This is a genomic window from Pseudomonas sp. WS 5146 (assembly GCF_012985495.1).
GTDB classification, from domain to species: Bacteria; Pseudomonadota; Gammaproteobacteria; order Pseudomonadales; family Pseudomonadaceae; genus Aquipseudomonas; species Aquipseudomonas edaphica.
Genome location: NZ_JAAQWL010000007.1, coordinates 289,881 through 310,074, shown reverse-complemented (window position 1 = coordinate 310,074; position 20,194 = coordinate 289,881). Strand labels below are relative to the sequence as shown.

The 20,194-nt window shown below is 58.6% G+C and carries 22 protein-coding genes; 16 read left to right on the top strand and 6 right to left on the bottom strand.

The window, feature by feature from the left end:
- Positions 1 to 2 precede the first annotated feature (2 nt).
- The 11 genes from rpmD (at position 3) to bfr (ending at position 7,398) form a co-directional block, all read left to right on the top strand.
- Entirely contained in the window at positions 3 to 179 is a 177-nt protein-coding gene (rpmD, locus tag HBO41_RS19705; RefSeq protein ID WP_003176408.1) for a 50S ribosomal protein L30, read from the top strand.
- A 3-nt stretch (positions 180 to 182) separates the two neighbouring features.
- A complete protein-coding gene (gene rplO, locus HBO41_RS19700) occupies positions 183 to 620 on the top strand; it encodes a 50S ribosomal protein L15 (RefSeq protein WP_003176407.1) in 438 nt (145 codons plus the stop codon).
- On the top strand, positions 621 to 1,949 hold the full coding sequence (gene secY / locus HBO41_RS19695; protein ID WP_017135965.1) for a preprotein translocase subunit SecY: 1,329 nt from the start codon (positions 621 to 623) through the stop codon (positions 1,947 to 1,949).
- Positions 1,950 to 1,977: 28 nt separating this feature from the next.
- Complete coding sequence (gene rpmJ, locus HBO41_RS19690; protein ID WP_002555468.1) at positions 1,978 to 2,094, top strand: 50S ribosomal protein L36; 117 nt, start codon at positions 1,978 to 1,980, stop codon at positions 2,092 to 2,094.
- A 129-nt stretch (positions 2,095 to 2,223) separates the two neighbouring features.
- A complete protein-coding gene (gene rpsM / locus HBO41_RS19685) occupies positions 2,224 to 2,580 on the top strand; it encodes a 30S ribosomal protein S13 (RefSeq protein WP_003210063.1) in 357 nt (118 codons plus the stop codon).
- 30 nt (positions 2,581 to 2,610) lie between these two features.
- Positions 2,611 to 3,000 (top strand): 30S ribosomal protein S11, encoded by a 390-nt coding sequence (gene rpsK, locus HBO41_RS19680; protein WP_002555466.1) that lies wholly within the window; start codon positions 2,611 to 2,613, stop codon positions 2,998 to 3,000.
- Between the two features lie 18 nt (positions 3,001 to 3,018).
- Complete coding sequence (gene rpsD / locus HBO41_RS19675) at positions 3,019 to 3,639, top strand: 30S ribosomal protein S4 (RefSeq protein ID WP_003210056.1); 621 nt, start codon at positions 3,019 to 3,021, stop codon at positions 3,637 to 3,639.
- A 22-nt stretch (positions 3,640 to 3,661) separates the two neighbouring features.
- Positions 3,662 to 4,663 (top strand): DNA-directed RNA polymerase subunit alpha, encoded by a 1,002-nt coding sequence (locus tag HBO41_RS19670; RefSeq protein ID WP_003176403.1) that lies wholly within the window; start codon positions 3,662 to 3,664, stop codon positions 4,661 to 4,663.
- 41 nt (positions 4,664 to 4,704) lie between these two features.
- Positions 4,705 to 5,091: a 50S ribosomal protein L17 gene (gene rplQ / locus HBO41_RS19665; RefSeq protein ID WP_017135967.1), complete on the top strand. Its 387-nt coding sequence runs from the start codon at positions 4,705 to 4,707 to the stop codon at positions 5,089 to 5,091.
- 247 nt (positions 5,092 to 5,338) lie between these two features.
- Complete coding sequence (locus HBO41_RS19660; protein ID WP_407073967.1) at positions 5,339 to 6,778, top strand: catalase; 1,440 nt, start codon at positions 5,339 to 5,341, stop codon at positions 6,776 to 6,778.
- Positions 6,779 to 6,933: 155 nt separating this feature from the next.
- Positions 6,934 to 7,398 carry a bacterioferritin gene (bfr, locus tag HBO41_RS19655; RefSeq protein ID WP_015886133.1) on the top strand — a complete coding sequence of 155 codons (465 nt, stop codon included), beginning with the start codon at positions 6,934 to 6,936 and terminating at the stop codon, positions 7,396 to 7,398.
- A 65-nt stretch (positions 7,399 to 7,463) separates the two neighbouring features.
- Here the strand turns inward: bfr and uvrA are convergent, their stop codons facing one another.
- A complete protein-coding gene (gene uvrA, locus HBO41_RS19650) occupies positions 7,464 to 10,298 on the bottom strand; it encodes an excinuclease ABC subunit UvrA (RefSeq protein WP_026013597.1) in 2,835 nt (944 codons plus the stop codon).
- A 178-nt stretch (positions 10,299 to 10,476) separates the two neighbouring features.
- Here uvrA and HBO41_RS19645 point away from each other — a divergent pair, with 178 nt between their 5' ends.
- Both HBO41_RS19645 and HBO41_RS19640 read left to right on the top strand, forming a co-directional pair.
- Entirely contained in the window at positions 10,477 to 11,871 is a 1,395-nt protein-coding gene (locus HBO41_RS19645; protein ID WP_017135970.1) for an MFS transporter, read from the top strand.
- 9 nt (positions 11,872 to 11,880) lie between these two features.
- The gene (locus HBO41_RS19640) at positions 11,881 to 12,408 is read left to right on the top strand and encodes a single-stranded DNA-binding protein (protein ID WP_017135971.1); all 528 of its coding nucleotides are present in this window, start codon (positions 11,881 to 11,883) and stop codon (positions 12,406 to 12,408) included.
- A gap of 67 nt (positions 12,409 to 12,475) precedes the next feature.
- Here the strand turns inward: HBO41_RS19640 and HBO41_RS19635 are convergent, their stop codons facing one another.
- A complete protein-coding gene (locus tag HBO41_RS19635) occupies positions 12,476 to 13,384 on the bottom strand; it encodes a LysR family transcriptional regulator (RefSeq protein ID WP_169987444.1) in 909 nt (302 codons plus the stop codon).
- A 102-nt stretch (positions 13,385 to 13,486) separates the two neighbouring features.
- Between HBO41_RS19635 and tam the strand changes: the two genes are divergently transcribed.
- Positions 13,487 to 14,248: a trans-aconitate 2-methyltransferase gene (gene tam, locus HBO41_RS19630; protein WP_138449351.1), complete on the top strand. Its 762-nt coding sequence runs from the start codon at positions 13,487 to 13,489 to the stop codon at positions 14,246 to 14,248.
- A gap of 20 nt (positions 14,249 to 14,268) precedes the next feature.
- On the opposite strand, the gene HBO41_RS19625 is transcribed toward tam, so the two are convergent.
- Positions 14,269 to 14,832 carry a cysteine hydrolase family protein gene (locus tag HBO41_RS19625; RefSeq protein ID WP_099547544.1) on the bottom strand — a complete coding sequence of 188 codons (564 nt, stop codon included), beginning with the start codon at positions 14,830 to 14,832 and terminating at the stop codon, positions 14,269 to 14,271.
- 249 nt (positions 14,833 to 15,081) lie between these two features.
- Between HBO41_RS19625 and HBO41_RS19620 the strand changes: the two genes are divergently transcribed.
- Both HBO41_RS19620 and HBO41_RS19615 read left to right on the top strand, forming a co-directional pair.
- Positions 15,082 to 16,191 carry a DUF3182 family protein gene (locus HBO41_RS19620; protein WP_169987442.1) on the top strand — a complete coding sequence of 370 codons (1,110 nt, stop codon included), beginning with the start codon at positions 15,082 to 15,084 and terminating at the stop codon, positions 16,189 to 16,191.
- On the top strand, positions 16,181 to 16,936 hold the full coding sequence (locus HBO41_RS19615; protein WP_169987440.1) for a S9 family peptidase: 756 nt from the start codon (positions 16,181 to 16,183) through the stop codon (positions 16,934 to 16,936). The genes HBO41_RS19620 and HBO41_RS19615 overlap by 11 nt, the downstream gene beginning before the upstream one ends.
- A 112-nt stretch (positions 16,937 to 17,048) precedes the next feature.
- Here HBO41_RS19615 and HBO41_RS19610 read toward each other — a convergent pair whose 3' ends face one another.
- From HBO41_RS19610 to HBO41_RS19600, 3 genes are read right to left on the bottom strand one after another with little or no spacing between them, the layout of a single operon-like run.
- Positions 17,049 to 18,005 (bottom strand): lysylphosphatidylglycerol synthase domain-containing protein, encoded by a 957-nt coding sequence (locus tag HBO41_RS19610; RefSeq protein ID WP_169987438.1) that lies wholly within the window; start codon positions 18,003 to 18,005, stop codon positions 17,049 to 17,051.
- Complete coding sequence (gene clsB, locus HBO41_RS19605) at positions 17,995 to 19,257, bottom strand: cardiolipin synthase ClsB (RefSeq protein WP_169987436.1); 1,263 nt, start codon at positions 19,255 to 19,257, stop codon at positions 17,995 to 17,997. The genes HBO41_RS19610 and clsB overlap by 11 nt, the downstream gene beginning before the upstream one ends.
- Entirely contained in the window at positions 19,254 to 20,033 is a 780-nt protein-coding gene (locus HBO41_RS19600) for an endonuclease/exonuclease/phosphatase family protein (protein ID WP_138449343.1), read from the bottom strand. Before HBO41_RS19600 ends, clsB begins: the two co-directional genes overlap by 4 nt.
- Positions 20,034 to 20,194 lie beyond the last annotated feature (161 nt).

Below are 20,194 nucleotides of genomic sequence, written 5' to 3'. Positions count from 1 at the left end.
TCATGGCTACCGTTAAAGTAACGCTGATCAAAAGCATGACCGGCCGCATCCCTAACCACAAACTGTGTGTTAAAGGTTTGGGTCTGCGTCGCATCGGTCACACTGTAGAAGTCCAGGATACTCCCGAGAATCGCGGGATGATCAACAAGGCTTACTACATGCTGCGTGTAGAGGGTTAATCGATGAAACTCAATGATCTGAGTCCAGCGCCGGGTTCCCGTCGCGAAAAGCATCGTCCGGGCCGTGGTATCGGTAGCGGTTTGGGTAAGACTGGTGGCCGTGGCCACAAAGGTCAAACCTCCCGCTCCGGTGGCACCATTGCTCCTGGCTTTGAAGGCGGTCAACAGCCGCTGCATCGTCGCCTGCCTAAGTTCGGTTTCGTATCCCTGAAAGCCATGGATCGCGCAGAAGTGCGTCTGTCCGAGCTGGCTAAAGTGGAAGGCGACATCGTTACTGTGCAGACCCTGAAAGATGCCAACGTGATCAACGTCAACGTACAACGTGTGAAAATCATGTTGTCCGGTGAAGTGACTCGCGCTGTCACTATCGGCAAGGGAATCGGCGCCACCAAAGGTGCGCGTTCGGCTATCGAAGCAGCTGGCGGCAAGTTCGAGGAATAAATGGCTAAGCAAGGTGCTCTCTCAGCGCTCGGCAAAGGCGGTATGTCTGAACTTTGGGCTCGTCTGCGTTTTCTGTTCCTGGCGATTATCGTCTACCGAATAGGCGCACACATCCCGGTTCCAGGTATCAACCCGGACCGACTCGCAGACCTGTTTCGACAGAATGAGGGGACCATTCTTAGCTTGTTCAACATGTTTTCCGGCGGCGCGCTGGAACGGATGAGCATCTTTGCATTGGGGATCATGCCGTACATTTCGGCATCGATCATCATGCAGTTGATGACCGCCGTGAGCCCGCAGCTGGAGCAGTTGAAGAAGGAAGGTGAAGCTGGCCGTCGCAAGATTAGCCAGTACACCCGCTACGGCACTGTCGTTCTCGCCCTGGTTCAAGCTATCGGCATGTCCGTTGGCCTGGCGGGGCAGGGCGTTGCGTTCACTGGTGACTTTGGCTTCTATTTCGTCGCGGTATCCACGTTTGTGGCTGGCGCGATGTTCATGATGTGGCTGGGTGAGCAGATTACTGAGCGTGGTGTTGGCAACGGTATCTCGATGTTGATTTTCGCAGGTATCGTCGCCGGTCTTCCGAGAGCAATCGGGCAGTCTTTCGAGTCTGCACGTCAGGGTGATATCAATATCTTCGCCTTGGTTGCCATCGGTGTGCTGGCAGTAGCGATTATCGGTTTTGTGGTGTTCATTGAGCGTGGCCAGCGTCGTATTGCTGTTCACTACGCCAAGCGTCAGCAGGGCCGTAAGGTCTTTGCTGCGCAGACCAGCCACTTGCCGCTGAAAGTGAATATGGCCGGTGTTATTCCGGCAATTTTCGCGAGCAGCATTTTGCTGTTTCCGGCTTCGTTGGGTACCTGGTTTGGTCAGTCTGAAAATATGGGCTGGCTGCAGGACCTCTCTCAGTCGATCGCTCCTGGTCAGCCGTTGAATATTCTGCTGTTTAGTGCAGGGATTATTTTCTTCTGCTTCTTCTATACGGCGTTGATGTTCAATCCGAAAGACGTAGCGGAAAACCTGAAGAAGTCCGGTGCCTTTATTCCGGGTATCCGTCCAGGTGAGCAGTCGGCACGCTACATTGATGGCGTTCTGACTCGTTTGACCCTGTTCGGTGCTCTATATATGACGGCCGTGTGCTTGCTTCCCCAGTTCCTGGTGGTTGCAGCAAACGTTCCGTTCTACCTTGGCGGGACCTCGTTGCTGATCGTGGTCGTGGTTGTGATGGACTTCATGTCCCAAGTACAATCGCACCTCGTTTCGCACCAGTACGAATCCCTGATGAAGAAAGCCAACCTGAAGGGCTACGGCAGCGGCATGTTGCGCTGAGTACCCCATAAGGTTCGAGGAGTTGGTGATGAAAGTTCGTGCATCGGTGAAAAAGCTGTGCCGTAACTGCAAGATTATTCGCCGCGAAGGTGTTGTTCGAGTAATTTGCAGCGCGGAACCGCGTCACAAACAGCGCCAAGGCTGAGTGTGATCCGCTTGAAGCCCGGCAGCTAGTGCGCTGCCGGGTTGATTATTTGTTATTACAGCGATATTATCTCGCGCCCTATTTCTTGGCTTCCGGGGCGTAGGTAGCTGTCAATTGGAGTCCCACTGAATGGCCCGTATTGCAGGCGTTAACATTCCAGATAACAAGCACACTGTTATCTCGCTGACCTACATCTATGGTGTTGGTCGCACTACTGCGCAGAAAATTTGCGCAGACACTGGGGTAAACCCAGCCGCAAAGATCAAAGATCTGAGCGACGAGCAGATTGAGCTGTTGCGTGGCGAAGTGGCGAAGTTCACCACTGAAGGTGACCTGCGTCGCGAAATCAACATGAAAATCAAGCGTTTGATGGACCTCGGTTGCTACCGTGGTCTGCGTCATCGTCGTGGTCTTCCAGTACGCGGTCAGCGTACCAAGACTAACGCGCGTACCCGTAAAGGTCCGCGTAAGCCGATCCGCAAGTAATCGCCCACGCGAATCGACAGGAAAATTATCATGGCAAAACCTGCTGCTCGTCCTCGTAAAAAAGTTAAAAAGACAGTGGTTGATGGCATCGCCCACATCCATGCATCTTTTAACAACACCATCGTGACCATCACCGACCGTCAAGGTAACGCGCTGTCTTGGGCTACCTCTGGTGGTTCGGGTTTCCGCGGTTCCCGCAAGTCCACCCCGTTTGCTGCTCAAGTAGCTGCTGAACGTGCTGGTCAAGCTGCGCTGGAATACGGCCTGAAAAACCTCGACGTTAACGTCAAAGGTCCAGGTCCAGGTCGTGAGTCTGCTGTCCGTGCTTTGAACGGCTGTGGCTATAAGATCGCCAGCATCACCGACGTGACGCCAATCCCGCACAACGGGTGCCGTCCGCCGAAGAAGCGCCGCGTGTAATCCAGGAGATTGTAAAGAATGGCTCGTTACATTGGTCCAAAATGCAAACTCGCTCGTCGTGAAGGCACCGATCTCTTCTTGAAGAGCGGCGTGCGCGCGATCGAATCGAAGTGCAACATTGAAGCAGCACCTGGTATCCACGGCCAACGCCGCGGTCGCCAGTCCGATTACGGCACCCAACTGCGTGAAAAGCAGAAGGTCCGTCGTATTTACGGCGTTCTCGAGCGTCAGTTCAGCGGCTACTACAAAGAAGCTGCTGGCAAGAAAGGTGCAACCGGTGAAAACCTGCTGCAACTGCTCGAATGCCGTCTGGACAACGTTGTATACCGTATGGGCTTTGGTTCGACTCGTGCCGAATCCCGTCAGCTGGTATCGCACAAATCCGTCAGCGTAAACGGCCAAACCGTTAACGTTCCGTCCTACCAGGTTCGTGCTGGTGACGTGGTCGCGATTCGCGAGAAAGCAAAAAACCAACTTCGCATTGTCCAAGCTCTCGATCTGTGTGCCCAACGTGGCCGCGTAGAATGGGTAGAAGTAGACACTGAGAAGAAGTCGGGCGTTTTCAAGAACGTTCCTGCTCGCAGTGATCTGTCCGCCGACATCAACGAAAGCCTGATTGTCGAGCTCTACTCCAAGTAAGGGCTAGAAAATAGGTGCATCCATGCAGATTTCGGTAAATGAGTTCCTGACACCCCGCCACATTGATGTGCAGGTTGTCAGTCCAACCCGCGCCAAGATCACTCTCGAGCCTCTCGAGCGTGGTTTTGGCCACACCCTGGGCAACGCGCTGCGCCGCATCCTGTTGTCCTCAATGCCCGGCTGTGCAGTAGTCGAGGCCGAGATTGACGGTGTGCTCCACGAGTACAGCGCCATCGAAGGTGTACAGGAAGACGTAATTGAAATCCTGTTGAACCTTAAAGGTCTGGCTATCAAGCTGCACGGCCGTGACGAAGTTACGCTGACCTTGTCGAAGAAGGGTTCGGGGGTGGTTACCGCTGCCGATATTCAGCTGGATCATGATGTCGAGATCGTTAATCCCGATCACGTAATCGCTAACCTGGCGTCTAACGGCGCCCTGAACATGAAGCTCACTGTAGCTCGTGGTCGTGGTTATGAACCGGCCGACTCGCGTCAGAGCGATGAAGACGAAAGCCGCAGCATTGGTCGCTTGCAGCTTGACTCTTCGTTCAGCCCGGTTCGCCGTATCGCATACGTGGTGGAAAACGCCCGTGTCGAGCAGCGTACTAACCTGGACAAGCTGGTTATTGATCTGGAAACCAACGGTACTCTGGATCCTGAAGAGGCTATCCGCCGCGCCGCAACCATTCTGCAACAGCAGTTGGCTGCGTTCGTCGACCTCAAAGGTGACAGCGAACCAGTGGTAATCGAGCAGGAAGACGAGATCGATCCGATCCTGCTTCGCCCGGTTGACGATCTGGAACTGACTGTACGTTCGGCTAACTGCCTTAAGGCGGAAAACATTTACTACATCGGCGACCTGATTCAGCGTACCGAAGTAGAACTGTTGAAGACTCCGAACCTGGGCAAGAAATCCTTGACTGAAATCAAGGACGTTCTGGCCTCCCGCGGTCTGTCCCTCGGCATGCGCCTCGACAACTGGCCGCCTGCAAGTCTTAAGAAGGACGACAAGGCGACTGCCTGATCGTCGTAATCACCGAACGTGAGTTTGGTAAGGAATGAACCATGCGTCATCGTAAAAGTGGTCGTCACCTGAGCCGTACCAGCTCGCACCGCAAGGCCATGTTTCAAAACATGGCGGTGTCGCTGTTCGAGCACGAGCTGATCAAAACTACCCTGCCGAAAGCTAAAGAACTGCGTCGCGTTGCTGAGCCGCTGATCACTTTGGCCAAGACAGACAGCCTGGCTAACCGCCGTTTGGTTTTCGACCGTACTCGTTCGAAAGCTATCGTTGGTAAGCTCTTCAACGACCTGGGCAAGCGTTACGCTACCCGTGAGGGTGGCTACCTGCGCATCCTCAAGTGCGGCTTCCGCACTGGCGACAACGCGCCTATGGCGTATGTCGAGTTGGTTGATCGTGCTACTGCCGGCGAAGCTGTAAGCGCCGAGTAAGACGACACGCTGCAACGAAGAACCGGGCCTAGTGCCCGGTTTTTTGTGGGCGATAGGAAAGTCGTCTATATTCCTCAAGTCGCTGCCGGTTCCCTTATTAATCCAAACTCTATTCGCCCTGACGGGTTATTAGTTATTTTCTATCAAAGTCCATGATTTAATGCATTTGATGGTGTCATCTTGATGGTCAATACTCCCTCCAGCCGATTAGCCGGCAGTTCTAAGCCTGACCTGAGGAAGATTGAGCATGAGTACAATTCTGACCACCGCCAGCGGCGCTCCCGTCGCAGATAACCAGAACTCCCGCACTGCCGGCTCGCGTGGGCCACTGCTCCTCGATGATTTTCATCTCATCGAGAAGCTTGCGCACTTCAACCGTGAGAACATTCCTGAGCGTCGTGTGCACGCCAAAGGCTCAGGTGCACACGGTACGTTTACCGTCACTCGGGATATTACCCAATACACCCGCGCCAAGCTGTTTGAGTCGGTAGGCAAGCAGACTCCAACGTTTCTGCGTTTTTCCACGGTGGGTGGTGAGCGTGGCTCGGCAGATACTGCGCGTGACCCGCGCGGCTTTGCCTTGAAGTTTTACACCGAGGAAGGTAACTGGGACATCGTTGGTAACAACACCCCGGTGTTCTTCATTCGCGACCCGCTCAAGTTTCCAGATTTTATCCACACCCAGAAACGGTTGCCGCAAACCAACCTCAAAAGTGCACAGATGGTCTGGGACTTCTGGTCATTGTCCCCAGAGGCGCTGCACCAGATCACCATTCTGTTCTCGGATCGTGGCACTCCAGACGGCTATCGTCACATGCACGGCTTCGGGAGCCATACCTACAGCCTTATCAACGCTAAAGGCGAGCGCCATTGGGTCAAGTGGCACTATAAAACCAAGCAAGGGATCAAAAACCTGACACCCGAGGAGGCGACACGTATCGCCGGTACCGATCCTGATTACGCGCAGCGTGACCTGTTTGATGCGATTGAGCGCGGTGACTTTCCGAAGTGGAGCGTCAACATCCAGATCATGACCGAGGCTCAGGCCGCTGCTCACTATGAAAACCCGTTCGACGTGACTAAGACCTGGTCGCAGCAGGAGTTTCCGTTGATCGAGGTGGGTGAGCTGGAGCTGAACCGTAATCCAGTGAATTACTTTGCTGAAGTCGAGCAGGCATGCTTCGGCCCAAGCAATATGGTTCCGGGTGTTGGTCTGTCGCCAGACCGTATGCTTCAAGGCCGTGTTTTCGCTTATGCGGACGCCCACCGCTATCGCGTTGGCACCAACCATCAGCAGTTGCCGATCAACTCCCCATTGAGTCCGGTCAATAACAACCAGCGCGATGGTTCCATGTCCTTTGGTTACGGTGGTGCGTCTCCTAACTATGAGCCCAACAGCGTGGCGGATACACCAAAGCAGGCGCCACAGTACGCTGAGCCGTCTCTGGCGCTGAACGGTGCTGCTGACCGTTATGATCAACGTGAAGACACGGACTACTACAGCCATGCCGGTGCGTTGTTCCGCCTGCAGGACGACGCTCAGAAAGCGCTGCTGATTAACAACATCGCCGGCGCGATGGCCGGCGTCAGCAGTGATGTGGTTCAGCGCCAGCTTCAGCACTTTTTCAAGGCTGACCCAGCTTACGGCCAGGGCATTGCAACTGCATTGGGCGTAACGCTTAGCTGACTCTAAACGAGAAGCAGAACCGCCCTCATTCGGGCGGTTTTTGCGTTATTTCCGCCACTTTTCTCTGAATATCTTCGCTTTTCTGCCGTTTGTCCCGTGACCTTCGAGTCAGCATGGTTCAAACTACAGACTTTCAAGCAGGGAGATGTAGGGCGATGCAAGGTCACCCCGACGTAATCGATTACCTCAACACGTTGCTGACGGGCGAACTGGCAGCTCGTGACCAATATTTCATCCATTCGCGTATGTACGAAGACTGGGGCTTTACCGAGCTCTACGAGCGTATCAACCACGAAATGGAAGAAGAGGCACAGCACGCCGACGCGCTGATGCGCCGTATCCTGATGCTCGAAGGCACGCCGCGCATGCGTCCCGACGACCTGGACGTGGGCACCACGGTACCTGACATGCTCGCTGCCGACCTTCGTCTCGAGTACAAGGTGCGTGCCGCGCTCTGCAAGGGCATCGAGCTCTGTGAACAGCACAACGACTATGTCACTCGCGAAATTCTGCGCGTGCAGTTGAATGACACCGAAGAAGATCACACCTACTGGCTTGAAAAGCAGTTGGGGCTGATCAAGTTGGTCGGTCTGGAGAATTACCTGCAATCGCAGTTCTGATTTGCGGCTGCAAAAAAGCCCCTGTCACCGCAAAGTGACAGGGGCTTTTTCATGAGCCCGATAAATCAGGCTCTGTCGCGTGCCAGCAGTGGCTTCAAGTAGTAACCAGTATGCGACTGTGGCATCTCGGAGACCTGCTCCGGCGTGCCCACCGCAATGATCTGGCCACCCTTGGAACCGCCTTCCGGTCCGAGGTCCACCAGCCAGTCGGCCGTTTTGATCACATCCAGGTTGTGTTCGATGACTACCACCGTGTTGCCGTGGTCGCGCAAGCGGTGCAAAACGTCGAGCAATTGCTGAATGTCCGCGAAGTGCAGGCCCGTGGTTGGCTCATCGAGGATATACAGGGTCTTGCCCGTGTCGCGTTTGGACAGCTCACGAGACAACTTCACCCGTTGCGCCTCGCCACCCGACAGCGTGGTCGCTGACTGCCCCAGCTTGATGTACGACAGGCCCACATCCATCAACGTCTGCAGCTTGCGCGCCAATGCTGGAACTGCGTCGAAGAACACCCGCGCTTCCTCGATGGTCATCTCGAGGGTTTCGTGGATGCTCTTGCCCTTATACTTGATCTCCAGGGTTTCGCGGTTGTAGCGCTTGCTCTTGCACACATCGCACGGCACGTAGATGTCCGGCAGGAAGTGCATTTCCACTTTGATCAGGCCATCGCCCTGGCAAGCTTCGCAGCGGCCACCCTTGACGTTGAACGAGAACCGGCCAGGCCCATAGCCCCGTGAGCGCGACTCTGGCACGCCGGCAAACAGTTCGCGTATCGGCGTGAACAACCCGGTATAGGTCGCAGGGTTCGAGCGGGGTGTACGGCCAATCGGGCTTTGGTCGATATCGACCACCTTGTCCAAGTGCTCCAGGCCCTTGATGCTGTCGTGTGCAGCCGCTTCCAGGGTGGTCGCGCCGTTCAGGGCGGTGGCGCTCAGTGGGAACAGCGTGTTGTTGATCAGCGTCGATTTGCCCGAGCCGGAAACACCGGTCACGCAGGTCAGCAAGCCCAGCGGAATCTCCAGGTCGACATTGCGCAGGTTATTTCCGCGCGCGCCCTTGAGGTGCAGCGCCATTTTTTTGTTACGCGGCGTGCGTTTGGCTGGCACTTCGATTTTCACGCGACCGGACAGGTACTTGCCGGTCAACGAGTCCGGGTGAGCCATCACTTCGGCAGGCGTGCCCTCGGCGACAATATGCCCGCCATGCACACCCGCACCAGGACCAATGTCGACCACATAATCGGCCAGGCGAATCGCGTCTTCGTCGTGCTCAACCACGATCACCGTGTTGCCGATATCGCGCAGGTGTTTCAGCGTACCCAACAGGCGATCATTGTCACGTTGGTGCAGGCCGATCGACGGCTCGTCGAGGATGTACAGAACGCCCACCAGGCCGGCACCAATCTGGCTGGCCAGGCGAATCCGCTGGGCCTCACCACCGGACAAGGTATCCGCGCTGCGATCCAGCGACAGGTAGTCCAGGCCGACGTTGACCAGGAACTGCAAGCGCTCGCGAATTTCCTTGAGAATCTTGTCGGCAATTTCCCCACGGCGGCCGGTCAGCTTGAGTACACCGAAGTATTCACAGGCATCGCCGATCGGCAGGTTGGTTACTGCCGGCAACGTCTTCTCGCCTACCCATACGTGCCGCGCCTCACGACGCAGGCGCGTGCCACGGCAATCCGGGCAGGGCTGGGTGCTGAGGAATTTCGCCAGCTCTTCGCGTACGCTCGCCGATTCGGTCTCGCGGTAGCGCCGCTCCAGGTTGGGCACGATGCCCTCGAACGGGTGTGAGCGTTTGACGATATCGCCGCGGTCGTTCAGGTATTTGAAATCGACATTCTGCGAGCCGCTACCGTGCAGGATGACTTTCTGCTGCTCGGCTGGCAGTTGGTTGAATGGCACTTCCAGGCTGAATTTATAGTGCGACGCCAGCGACCCCAGCATCTGGAAGTAATAGACGTTGCGCCTGTCCCAGCCGCGTATGGCACCTTCCGCCAAGGTCAGGTCACCGTTGACCAGGCGCTTGATGTCGAAGAACTGCTTCACCCCCAGGCCATCGCACGTCGGGCAGGCCCCGGCCGGGTTGTTGAAGGAAAACAGCTTGGGTTCCAGCTCGCTGATCGCATGGCCGCAGATCGGGCAGGCAAAACGTGCAGAGAAGATGATCTCTTCGCCCGGTTCGTCATCCATCGGTGCGACCAGGGCAATACCATCGGCCAGCTTCAGCGCGGTCTCGAACGATTCCGCCAAACGCTGCTGCAAGTCGGCGCGTACCTTGAAGCGGTCGACCACCACATCAATCGAATGCTTCTTCTGCTTGTCGAGCTTCGGCGCTTCGTCCAGCTCATACAGCTTGCCGTTGATGCGCGCCCGCACAAAGCCCTGGGCACGCAGCTCTTCGAACACCGACAGGTGCTCACCCTTGCGCTCGCGAATCACCGGCGCCAGCAGCATCAGCTTGGCGCCTTCCGGTTGGGCCAGCACCAGGTCGACCATCTGGCTGACGGTCTGGGCTTCCAGCGGAATGTCGTGGTCCGGGCAGCGTGGAATACCTACGCGCGCATACAGCAGGCGCAGGTAGTCGTAGATTTCAGTGATGGTGCCCACGGTGGAACGCGGGTTATGGGAGGTCGACTTCTGTTCGATGGAAATCGCCGGCGACAGGCCTTCAATGGTGTCGACGTCGGGTTTTTCCATCATTGACAGGAACTGTCGCGCATAGGCCGACAGCGATTCCACATAGCGGCGCTGGCCCTCGGCATACAGCGTGTCAAACGCCAGTGACGATTTGCCCGAGCCGGACAAGCCGGTGATGACGATCAGTTTGTCCCGGGGCAGGGTCAGGTCGATGTTCTTCAGGTTGTGGGTTCTAGCCCCACGAATCAGGATCTTGTCCAAGATGGCCTCGCACGGCGGGCGTAAATAATGCAGGAGTATACGGCTAAAGACTGGATGAATATACACTGTCAAAGTGCCGGGTGCAGCCTTACATGAAAGCTGCGCGGCAAAGCGCCGCATATACCCTCTCAATCGATGGGACTGGTAGAATCGCCGCCGGTTCACACGAGGTTTTTCCATGCACGATCCCCACAGCGAACGCATGAGTAGCGGCGAGACCCGAGCAGCAAGCGGTCTGGCCCTGGTGTTCGCGTTCCGTATGCTAGGCATGTTTATGGTGTTGCCGGTGCTGGCGACCTATGGAATGGATCTCGCAGGAGCGACCCCCGCACTGATCGGCCTGGCGATTGGCGCCTATGGCCTGACCCAGGCGCTTTTTCAGATCCCGTTCGGGATCATTTCCGACCGTATCGGCCGTCGTCCCATCATCTACCTGGGGCTGATCGTGTTCGCCCTCGGCAGTGTGGTCGCGGCCCAATCCGATTCTATTTGGGGTGTGATTGCCGGGCGCGTCCTACAGGGCGCCGGGGCGATTTCCGCAGCGGTGATGGCGCTGCTCTCGGACCTGACCCGCGAACAACACCGCACCAAGGCCATGGCCATGATCGGCATGACCATCGGCCTTTCATTCGCCGTTGCGATGGTCGTCGGCCCCTTGCTGACCCGTGCCTTCGGTTTGCACGGGCTGTTCCTCGCCACCGGCGGCATGGCGTTGTTCGGCATCGTGATCGTGGCCTTCATGGTGCCGCGCTCCACCGGCACCTTGCAGCACCGTGAGTCCGGCGTCGCACGCAAGGCATTGTTGCCGACGCTCAAGCACCCGGACCTGCTGCGCCTGGATTTAGGTATCTTCGTGTTGCACGCGATGCTGATGTGCAGCTTCGTCGCGCTGCCCCTGGCACTGGTGCAAAAAGCCGGTTTGCCCAAGGAACAGCACTGGTGGGTGTACCTCACCGCACTGCTGATTTCGTTCTTCGCCATGATCCCGTTCATCATCTATGGCGAGAAGAAACGCAAAATGAAACGAGTTTTGCTCGGCGCCGTCGCGACGCTGATGCTCACTGAGCTATTCTTCTGGAAGTTCGGCGACAGCCTGCGGGCGCTGGTAATCGGCACGGTGGTGTTCTTCACCGCGTTCAACCTGCTGGAGGCTTCGCTGCCTTCGCTGATCAGTAAAGTTTCACCGGCCGGTGGCAAGGGCACGGCGATGGGGGTGTATTCCACCAGCCAGTTCCTCGGCTCCGCGCTTGGCGGCATCATGGGCGGCTGGATGTTCCAGCATGGCGGTTTGTCGGTTGTGTTCCTCGGATGCGCCGGGCTGGCTGCACTTTGGTTGGCCTTTGCTGTTACCATGCGCGAACCTCCCTATGTGACGAGCCTGCGTTTGCCGTTATCGCCAGAAGCGATCCGCGAAGCCGGTCTGGTTGAGCGCCTCAAGGCCGTTACCGGGGTTACAGATGCCGTGGTTATTGCAGAAGAAGCCGCCATCTACATCAAATTAGACACCGAATTATTGGATCGCGCGACGCTCGAGCAACTGGTCAACCCAGTGCCGACAGCGCGCCCAGCCTAGGAGAACGTTATGGCCCGTGGGGTTAACAAAGTCATATTGGTCGGTACATGCGGCCAGGATCCCGAAGTTCGCTACTTGCCTAACGGTAACGCCGTGACCAACTTGAGTCTGGCGACCAGCGAACAGTGGACCGACAAGCAGACTGGCCAGAAGGTCGAGAAAACCGAATGGCACCGTGTGTCGATGTTCGGCAAGGTGGCAGAAATCGCCGGTGAATACCTGCGCAAAGGTTCGCAGGTCTACATCGAAGGCAAACTGCAGACCCGCGAGTGGGAAAAAGACGGCATCAAGCGTTACACCACCGAAATCGTGGTGGACATGCAAGGCACCATGCAACTGCTGGGCGGCCGTCCACAGCAGGGCGACCAACAGGGCGGGGGCAATAACTACCAGCAGTCCGCTCCGACCCCACGCCAGCAGGCTCCGCGCCCGCAGCAGTCGGCTCCGCAACAGTCGCGCCAGGCACCGCCTCCACAGCAGGCCGCGCCACAGCCGGCTCCGGATTTCGACAGCTTTGATGACGATATCCCGTTCTAAGGTCCAAGGCTCGGAACGAGCAAAACCCCCGCAGGCGAAAGCCTCGGGGGTTTTTTAATGCCTGCAATCAGGCGTCCGTCGCGGCCGCTGTGACCACCATCTCCTTGAACCTGCGCAATACCGCTGAGCTGTCGCCAATACGCGTGGCCAAATGCAACGGCGCCACCAGGCTCTGGCACTCGGTCAGCTCGCGATAAACAATGCCATCGCCGCGCAGCCGCTGCATGGAGGCGGGCACGATGGAGACGCCAAGCCCCGCAGCCACGAGGCTCAAGGTCGCTGTCATGCGTGGCGCCTCCTGCACCACCTGCGGGCTGAACCCCGCTTCACGGCAGGCCACCAGAATGGCGTCATACAAACCCAGCCCCACGCGACGGCGATAGAGCACGAAGACTTCATCCGCCAGCGCCGCCAAGGGTAGGGGGCCTCCAGCGTCGAGTGCCAGCGGGTGATCAGTCGGCAGCGCCAGCAGCATCGGCTCCACCAGGATCGGTTCGTCCTGCAACTGTTGCGTGCCACTGAGCGGTGAGCGGATAAACGCGGCATCCAGTTTTTCCTGCACCAGCGCGTCCAGCAGTTCGCCGGTTCCCGCTTCTTCCAGTACCACCGAGACCCCCACAAAGGCCTCGCGAAACCGCCGCAGCACGCTGGGCACAAACGGGTGCAACGCCGCCGAGCTGGTAAAGCCGATAGCGAGTCGGCCCCGTTCACCCCGGGCGGCACGGCGCACCACGTCGGCCATACCCTCGGCCCGCGCCAGGATGTCACGCGCCTCGTCCAGCAACGCGAGGCCGGCAGTGGTTGGGCGCACGCCGCGGGGCAGGCGCTCCATCAACACCACACCCAATTGCGTTTCAAGACTCTGCAGCAAGCGCGTCAAGGGTGGTTGTTGCATGCCCAGGCGTTCCGCAGCGCGAGTGATGTAGCCTTCCTCGGCAATAGCCACGAAGGCTTTAAGCTGGCGAAGCTCCAACATAAGGATACTTTCAAGGTATGGGAGTTTGCCAATCCTGGCATTTGTTCTCATGGCTCACAAGACTTAGGCTGTGGTCACCGCTAACAAAGAAGGAAAGCCGCGATGACCTGGTCTGCCAAGCAATACACGATGTTTGAACAGCAACGCACCCGCCCGGTCCGTGACTTGGTCGCGGCCATTCCCAATACCGATGTGCGTAGCGCCGTCGACCTGGGGTGCGGCCCTGGCAATTCCACTGAAGTGTTGGCCGAGCGTTTCCCGCAGGCGCACGTTACGGGCATGGACAGCTCCGACGACATGCTGGTCGACGCCCGCAAGCGTTTGCCGAAACTGAGTTTCGAGCTGGCAGACATCGCCGCCTGGAACCCAGGCCAGAAGTTCGATGTGATCCTCGCCAACGCGTCCCTGCAATGGCTACCTGACCACGCCACGCTTTATCCGCATCTGCTCGACCAGCTGACACCTGGCGGCACCCTCGCCGTACAAACCCCGGACAACCTTGACGAACCGGCCCACCGGCTGGCCCGCGAAGTGGCGGCAGATGGCCCGTGGGCGGCCAAGATCGGTGCGGTCAAACACAATGAGCGGCACACCGCGAGTTACTACTACGAGCTGCTGAGCAAACATTGCAGCACCGTCGACGTGTGGCGCACCACCTATCAACACCCGCTGGCCGATCACGGGGCGGTGGTGGAGTGGTTCAAGGCTTCTGCGTTGCGGCCGTTTCTTGCACCGTTGACCGATAGCGAAAAAGCCGCATTCCTACAGCAATACCAGGCGCGTATTACCCAGGCTTACCCGGCCCTGGCTGACGGCACTGTATTACTGCCTTTTCCGCGTCTGTTCATCATCGCAACCCGCTGAGGGCCGCAAACAAGCGGTGGTCATTGCGCCGCCGCTTGCGCCTTCAAGTATTCATCCGTCGACACCACGCTGGCGTACCCAAAGGCCAGCGATGCCATATAAGCGCCATGCACCTGCGCCGCCGCAATCACCTGGCCATTGAATACCTGGTCGCGGGTCGCGCAGGCGTCATGAATCAGCGTGACCTGGTAGCCCAGGTCTGCCGCAGCCCGCACCACGGCGTCGATGCACATATGGCTCATGTTGCCGACCACCACCACGTCAGTGATGGCGCGTTGTTCCAGCACGGTGCGCAGGTTTGTCCCGCGAAACGCGTTCACAAAGTGTTTAAGCACCACCGGCTCATTACCCTCGTTGAGTACCTTGGCATGCAGGTGCGCGCCCTCGGAGCCTGGCGTGAAGAAGGGCGCGTCTTCGCTGGTGAACTCATGGCGCACATGGACAACGGCGTTGCCCGCCTGGCGAAACGCCTGCAGCACCTGCGCGGCCTTGTCCGCCGCGGCTTCCACGCCATCGAGCGGCCACTTGCCCTCGGGGAAGTAATCGTTCTGGATATCGATGAGGATGAGCGCTTGCTTGGCCATGGGTGTCCTTATGATGGTTGGCAGTGCCTTGCATCTTAGCTGGCCCGTCGCCATCCACGCAGCTGCTTTGATGGAGGCGTCGTGCAGAACACCGTCCGTTTAAACCCCTGTCGTGCAGAATAAAACAGGCCTAGTGCCATCGCTGTGTCAGTAACTGTTTGATTTAACGGCCATCCTCCCCAGCCTTGCCTTGGCGTGATCCATGCAACCGTCCTTGCACACACATGGCAGGATCGCCAAGGGGGACGCATGACCCCGATTCAACGCAAAAAACGCGTAGTCGCCCACTCCCCAAGAGAAGGGGCGCCGCAGCATGAAGTCGAAACCAATCGCGCCCTCGCGCGCTGGCTGGCGCAGATCCTTGGGCTAAAATTCGGCGGCAGCTATGACCCGCAGTTACACGCCGGCCTCGACTTGTATGTGTTACCCACCCAAACCCTGGTCGGCCCCGCTCAAGCGCGACCGCTTAATATCAAAGGGCCGGAAGATCTGTGGGGCGGTTATGTCGATCACGCATTCATCTGTACCAAAGCGATCACCCACGGCCTGCTGAGTCCTGACGCCACGGCGCCTGAAGGCTGGTCGCCAGCGTTCTGTGAGCGTGTGCGCACGGTTGTTCTCGACGGGCTCAGCGTGTTTGCCCTTGAAGACGCATTGCCTGCCGCCAAGCGCTTGCTCTACAGCGGGCCGATTCGCGTGAAACCGGTGCATGCCTGTGCCGGACGCGGCCAGGAAGTTATCCACAGCCTCGACGCATTCGAGGCTTTGCTGGCGCGACCCGAAGCGGCGCAGCTGTTCAACGACGGCGTAGTGCTGGAGCAGGATCTGCACGACGTCACCACCCACAGTGTGGGCCAGAGCTTTATCGGCGATCACGTGATCAGCTACTGCGGCGAGCAATTTCTCACCCAGGACGGGCACGGCGAAGAGGTTTACGGCGGCTCGACCTTGCTGGTGGTGCCCGGTGGCTATGAAGATCTGCTTGAGCTCGATTTGCCCGACGATGTGCGCGAAGCCATCCAACAAGCCCAGGTCTTCGACAGTGCCGCCGATGAGGCCTACCCTGGTTTCTATGCCTCGCGGCGCAATTACGACATTGCCCAAGGCCTGGACAGTGACGGCCAACGCCGTAGTGGCGTGCTCGAACAATCCTGGCGCATGGGTGGGGCCAGCAGCGCGGAAGTCGCCGCGCTGCAAAGCTTTATCAATAACCCCGGCCTGCGGGCGATTCATGTGTCCTCGGTAGAGACCTATGTGGACCAACCGCTGCCGGCGCACGCTATTGAGGTGTATCGCGGCCCGGCCGAAAACAGCGACTTTCTTCTCAAGTATGTGACGGTTAAATCTTATGACGGCTAGAAGCGAAAGCATTGCGATCGATATCGACGACGAACAGATGATCGGCACCTTCCTGAGTCCAAAATCCAAAGTCCCCGGCGTTTTGTTTGTGCACGGCTGGGGCGGCAGCCAGGAACGAGATCTTGAGCGCGCCAAGGGCATCGCCGGTTTAGGCTGCGTATGCCTGACTTTCGACCTGCGCGGCCACGCCGGCACCGGCATTCCCTTGTCCCGCGTCACCCGTGAAGACAACCTGCGCGATTTGCTGGCGGCCTATGATCGGCTGCTCTCACACCCCGCCATCGACACCTCGGCCGTGGCCGTGGTGGGCACCAGTTATGGCGGCTATCTGGCGGCGATTCTCACTTCATTGCGGCCGGTACGCTGGTTGGCGCTGCGCGTGCCGGCGTTGTATCGCGACCAGGAGTGGCTCAAGCCCAAGCGCGACCTGGATAAGGCCGACCTGATGGATTACCGCAGCACCCTGGTGCACGCCGAGACCAATCGCGCCCTGCATGCCTGCGCCAAGTTCAGCGGCGATGTGCTGATCGTCGAGTCGGAAACCGACGACCACGTACCCCATGCCACCATCATGAGTTACCGCGCGGCCTGCCAGAACACCCATTCGCTGACCCATCGGATCATCGATGGCGCCGATCATTCGTTGAGCGACCCGGTGTCGCAGCAGGCCTACACCTCGATCCTGGTGGACTGGATTACCGAGATGGTGGTGGGGGAGCGGTTGAGCATTATTCAGTCACGATAGTGGGGTGCCCTTTAGGGCCTCATCGCGGGCAAGCCCGGCTCCCACACTTGGAATGTATTGCAACCTGTGGGAGCGGGCTTGCCCGCGATGGCGATCGAACTGCCGACACCGTTCACGCCGGTGTTTTCTTGACCCGCAACGCCTTGGCCTTGGCCTCCACCGCCAGGTACATCACCACCGCCACCAACAGCGGCAAAATAAAATAGATCGCCCGGTAGGCAATCAGCCCTGCAAGCAAACTGCCCCGCGACGCCTCATGCTGCATCAGCCCGATAAACACTGCTTCCAGCACACCGAGCCCGGCCGGGATATGGGTGATCACCCCGGCAATCGCGCTGATCAGCAGCACGCCCAATACCAGCGGGTAGTCCAGCTTGGCGGGCAGCAACGTAAAGATCACCGCCGCCATCAACGACCAATTCAACGCACCGAGTGCCAGTTGCAAACAAGCCATGCGCAACGACGGCAAGTTGATCTCGATGCCTTTGATCGACCACGCGCGTTTCTTTGCAAACTGGCAGGCCGCCAGATAACCCAGGCTGGCCAGCACCAACACCACGCCAATGCCTTGCAACGCGCCGCTGCTGACCTTCCAGCCCGGCGGCATGGTCACCAGCCCACTGCTGAATACCCCTCCGGCCACAGCCATATAGCCAAACCAGTTGGTGGCCAGGCTCAGCCCAAGAATCTTGGCGATATTGCTGGTGCTCACCCCGAGCCGCGAGTACAGCCGATAGCGCATGGCAATGCCGCCGACCCACGCGCTCAGGTTGAGGTTAAAGGCGTAGCTGATGATCCCGACCGGCAGGATCTGCTTCCAACGCAAATCCTGGCGAATGTAGGTGCGGCCTATCAGGTCGAAGCTGGCGTAGACAAGAAAGCTGCAGAGCGTCAGCCCACCGGCGATCAACAGCGTGCGCAGCTTGAAGGCCGCCAGCGTTTGCAGCACTTCGCTCCAGTCGATGCGCCGTGCGAGCAGGGTGAACAGCACAATCAGCAGCAGAAAAAACGCGAACGTCAGCGGTTTCTTCCAGCGCTTGAACCGCGAGCCGCCGCTTTCAGTGCTCATGGGCCTGGCTCTCGAATGGCTTGAGGCGCGGTTTGTGTGCTGGCAGCCAGCCCGTCAGCGCGGGGAAGTGCCGCATGACATGGAACACCAAAAAGCCCACGGTCAATCGCCATAACCACAGGCGCGGCTTGCGGTTTTCCGGCATGGTCCGGCAATGATTGCGCGCCAGTGTTTCCAGGCTTTCGTACAGCTGTTGATTGAACGCGCGATCACGAATCAGCACGTTGGCTTCCAGGTTCAGCGACAGGCTCAATGGGTCCAGGTTGCTCGAACCCACAGTGCTCCAGTCGTCATCCACCAAGGCCACTTTGCCATGCAACGGGCGCTGGCAATACTCGTGAATCACTACGCCATCCTTGAGCAAATAGTCATACAGCATGCGCGCGGCGAGCTTGGCCAGCAGCACATCGGGTTGGCCCTGCATGATCAGTTGCACCTGTACGCCACGTCGCGCGGCATTGCGGATTTCACGCAGCAGGCGATAGCCTGGGAAGAAGTAGGCGTTGGCAATCACCACGCGTTTTTGCGCCTTGCTCAAGGCGTGTATATAGGCCTCTTCGATATCATCGCGATGTTGCAGGTTATCGCGATAAATCAGGCGCACCAGGCCGTCGTCGGTGTGCGTCGGCCACAGCGATGGCCGTTGCTGGCGCCGTCGCCAGCCGCGTCGCGTGCGCACCTGGCGGCCACTTTGGGCGAGGGCGAAATGATGCAGGTCCGCCACGGCCGGGCCGCTTACCTGCACGGCATAATCCTGCTTGGCTTCGGGGCCGAAATCACCCAAGTGGTCGGCAGAAAAATTGATCCCGCCGATAAACGCCACGGCGGCGTCCACCACCACAATCTTGCGGTGCAGGCGACGGAACCAGTTGGTGCGAATGCCCACTATCTTCGCTGCCGGGTCAAACATTTGCACCGTCACCCCGGCCTCGGCCAGCTCACTGAGAAAGGCAGGGCTCAGTTCGCCGCAGCCAAAGCCATCGAGGCTGACGATCACCTTTACGCCACGCTGCGCCGCCTCAATCAGGATGCCTTGCAGCTCATTGCCAACCTTGTCTTCGAACAGAATAAAGGTCTCCAGCAAGATCTCCCGCTGCGCCCGGCGCATGGCCTCGAAGACGGCGGGAAAGTACGCCTCGCCGTTCTCCAGCAGCTCAATGCGGTTGCCCGGTTGCCAGCCGTAATCCAGGTCGCGGGCCTTGGCATCATCCGGTGGCTGGTCGGTGGCAATGTGTTCCACGGCGACATTCATAGTTCGATCTCCACCGACAGCGGCACGTGGTCTGACAGGTGAGACCAGGGCCGCGTCGTCAGCGCCCTGGGGTTATGCACCTTCAGGTTACGCACATAGATGCGATCCAAAGGCAGCAATGGCAGGCGCGCCGGAAAGGTGCGCGCCGGTTTGCCATGGGCTTCGATAAACACTTCCCTGAGCCCGCTTTGGCTCAGGTCGGCCTTGTGGCGCCAGTCATTGAAATCACCGGCGACGATCAGCGCCGCGTCAGCCGGAATCTCGGCAATGCGCTGCTCCAGCAAACGCAATTGCTGCTGGCGATGCACCTCGCGCAGGCCCAGGTGCATGCAGATCGCATGCACCTCTTGGCCGCTGCCCGGCAAGCGCAGCACGCAATGCAGCAGGCCACGGCTTTCATGGCCGCTCTGGGAGATGTCGAGGTTGTCGTAGCGGATGATCTGGAATTTGGACAGCAGCGCGTTGCCGTGGTCGCCATGCGGGTAGACCGCGTTGCGGCCGTAGGCGAACTGCGGCCAGATGCTGTCGGCGAGGAACTCATACTGCGGCATCTTCGGCCAGTCGCTGTAACGCTGCGGGTGCCGCTCATGGGTGCCGTGGATTTCCTGCAGGAACACCATGTCGGCGCCCACGCTGCGCACCGCCTCACGCAACTCGGGCAGGATGAAGCGTCGGTTCAACGCGGTGAAACCCTTATGGATATTCACCGTCAGCACGGTGAAGCGGGTGATGGCGGTGCTGGGCGTAACGGGCACCCAGTCGGCAATCGCAGCCATGATCGCTCCTGTGGATAAGTAAAGGGTGAAGCCTGTTTTATTGGCTGATGTTATTGGCTGACTGCGGGTGTTGACGGAAAGTTTCGAGTGACCTACAGGCGGTGCTGTTAACCGATCGTTCCCACGCCCCGCGTGGTAACGCAGCCCGGGACGCTCCGCGT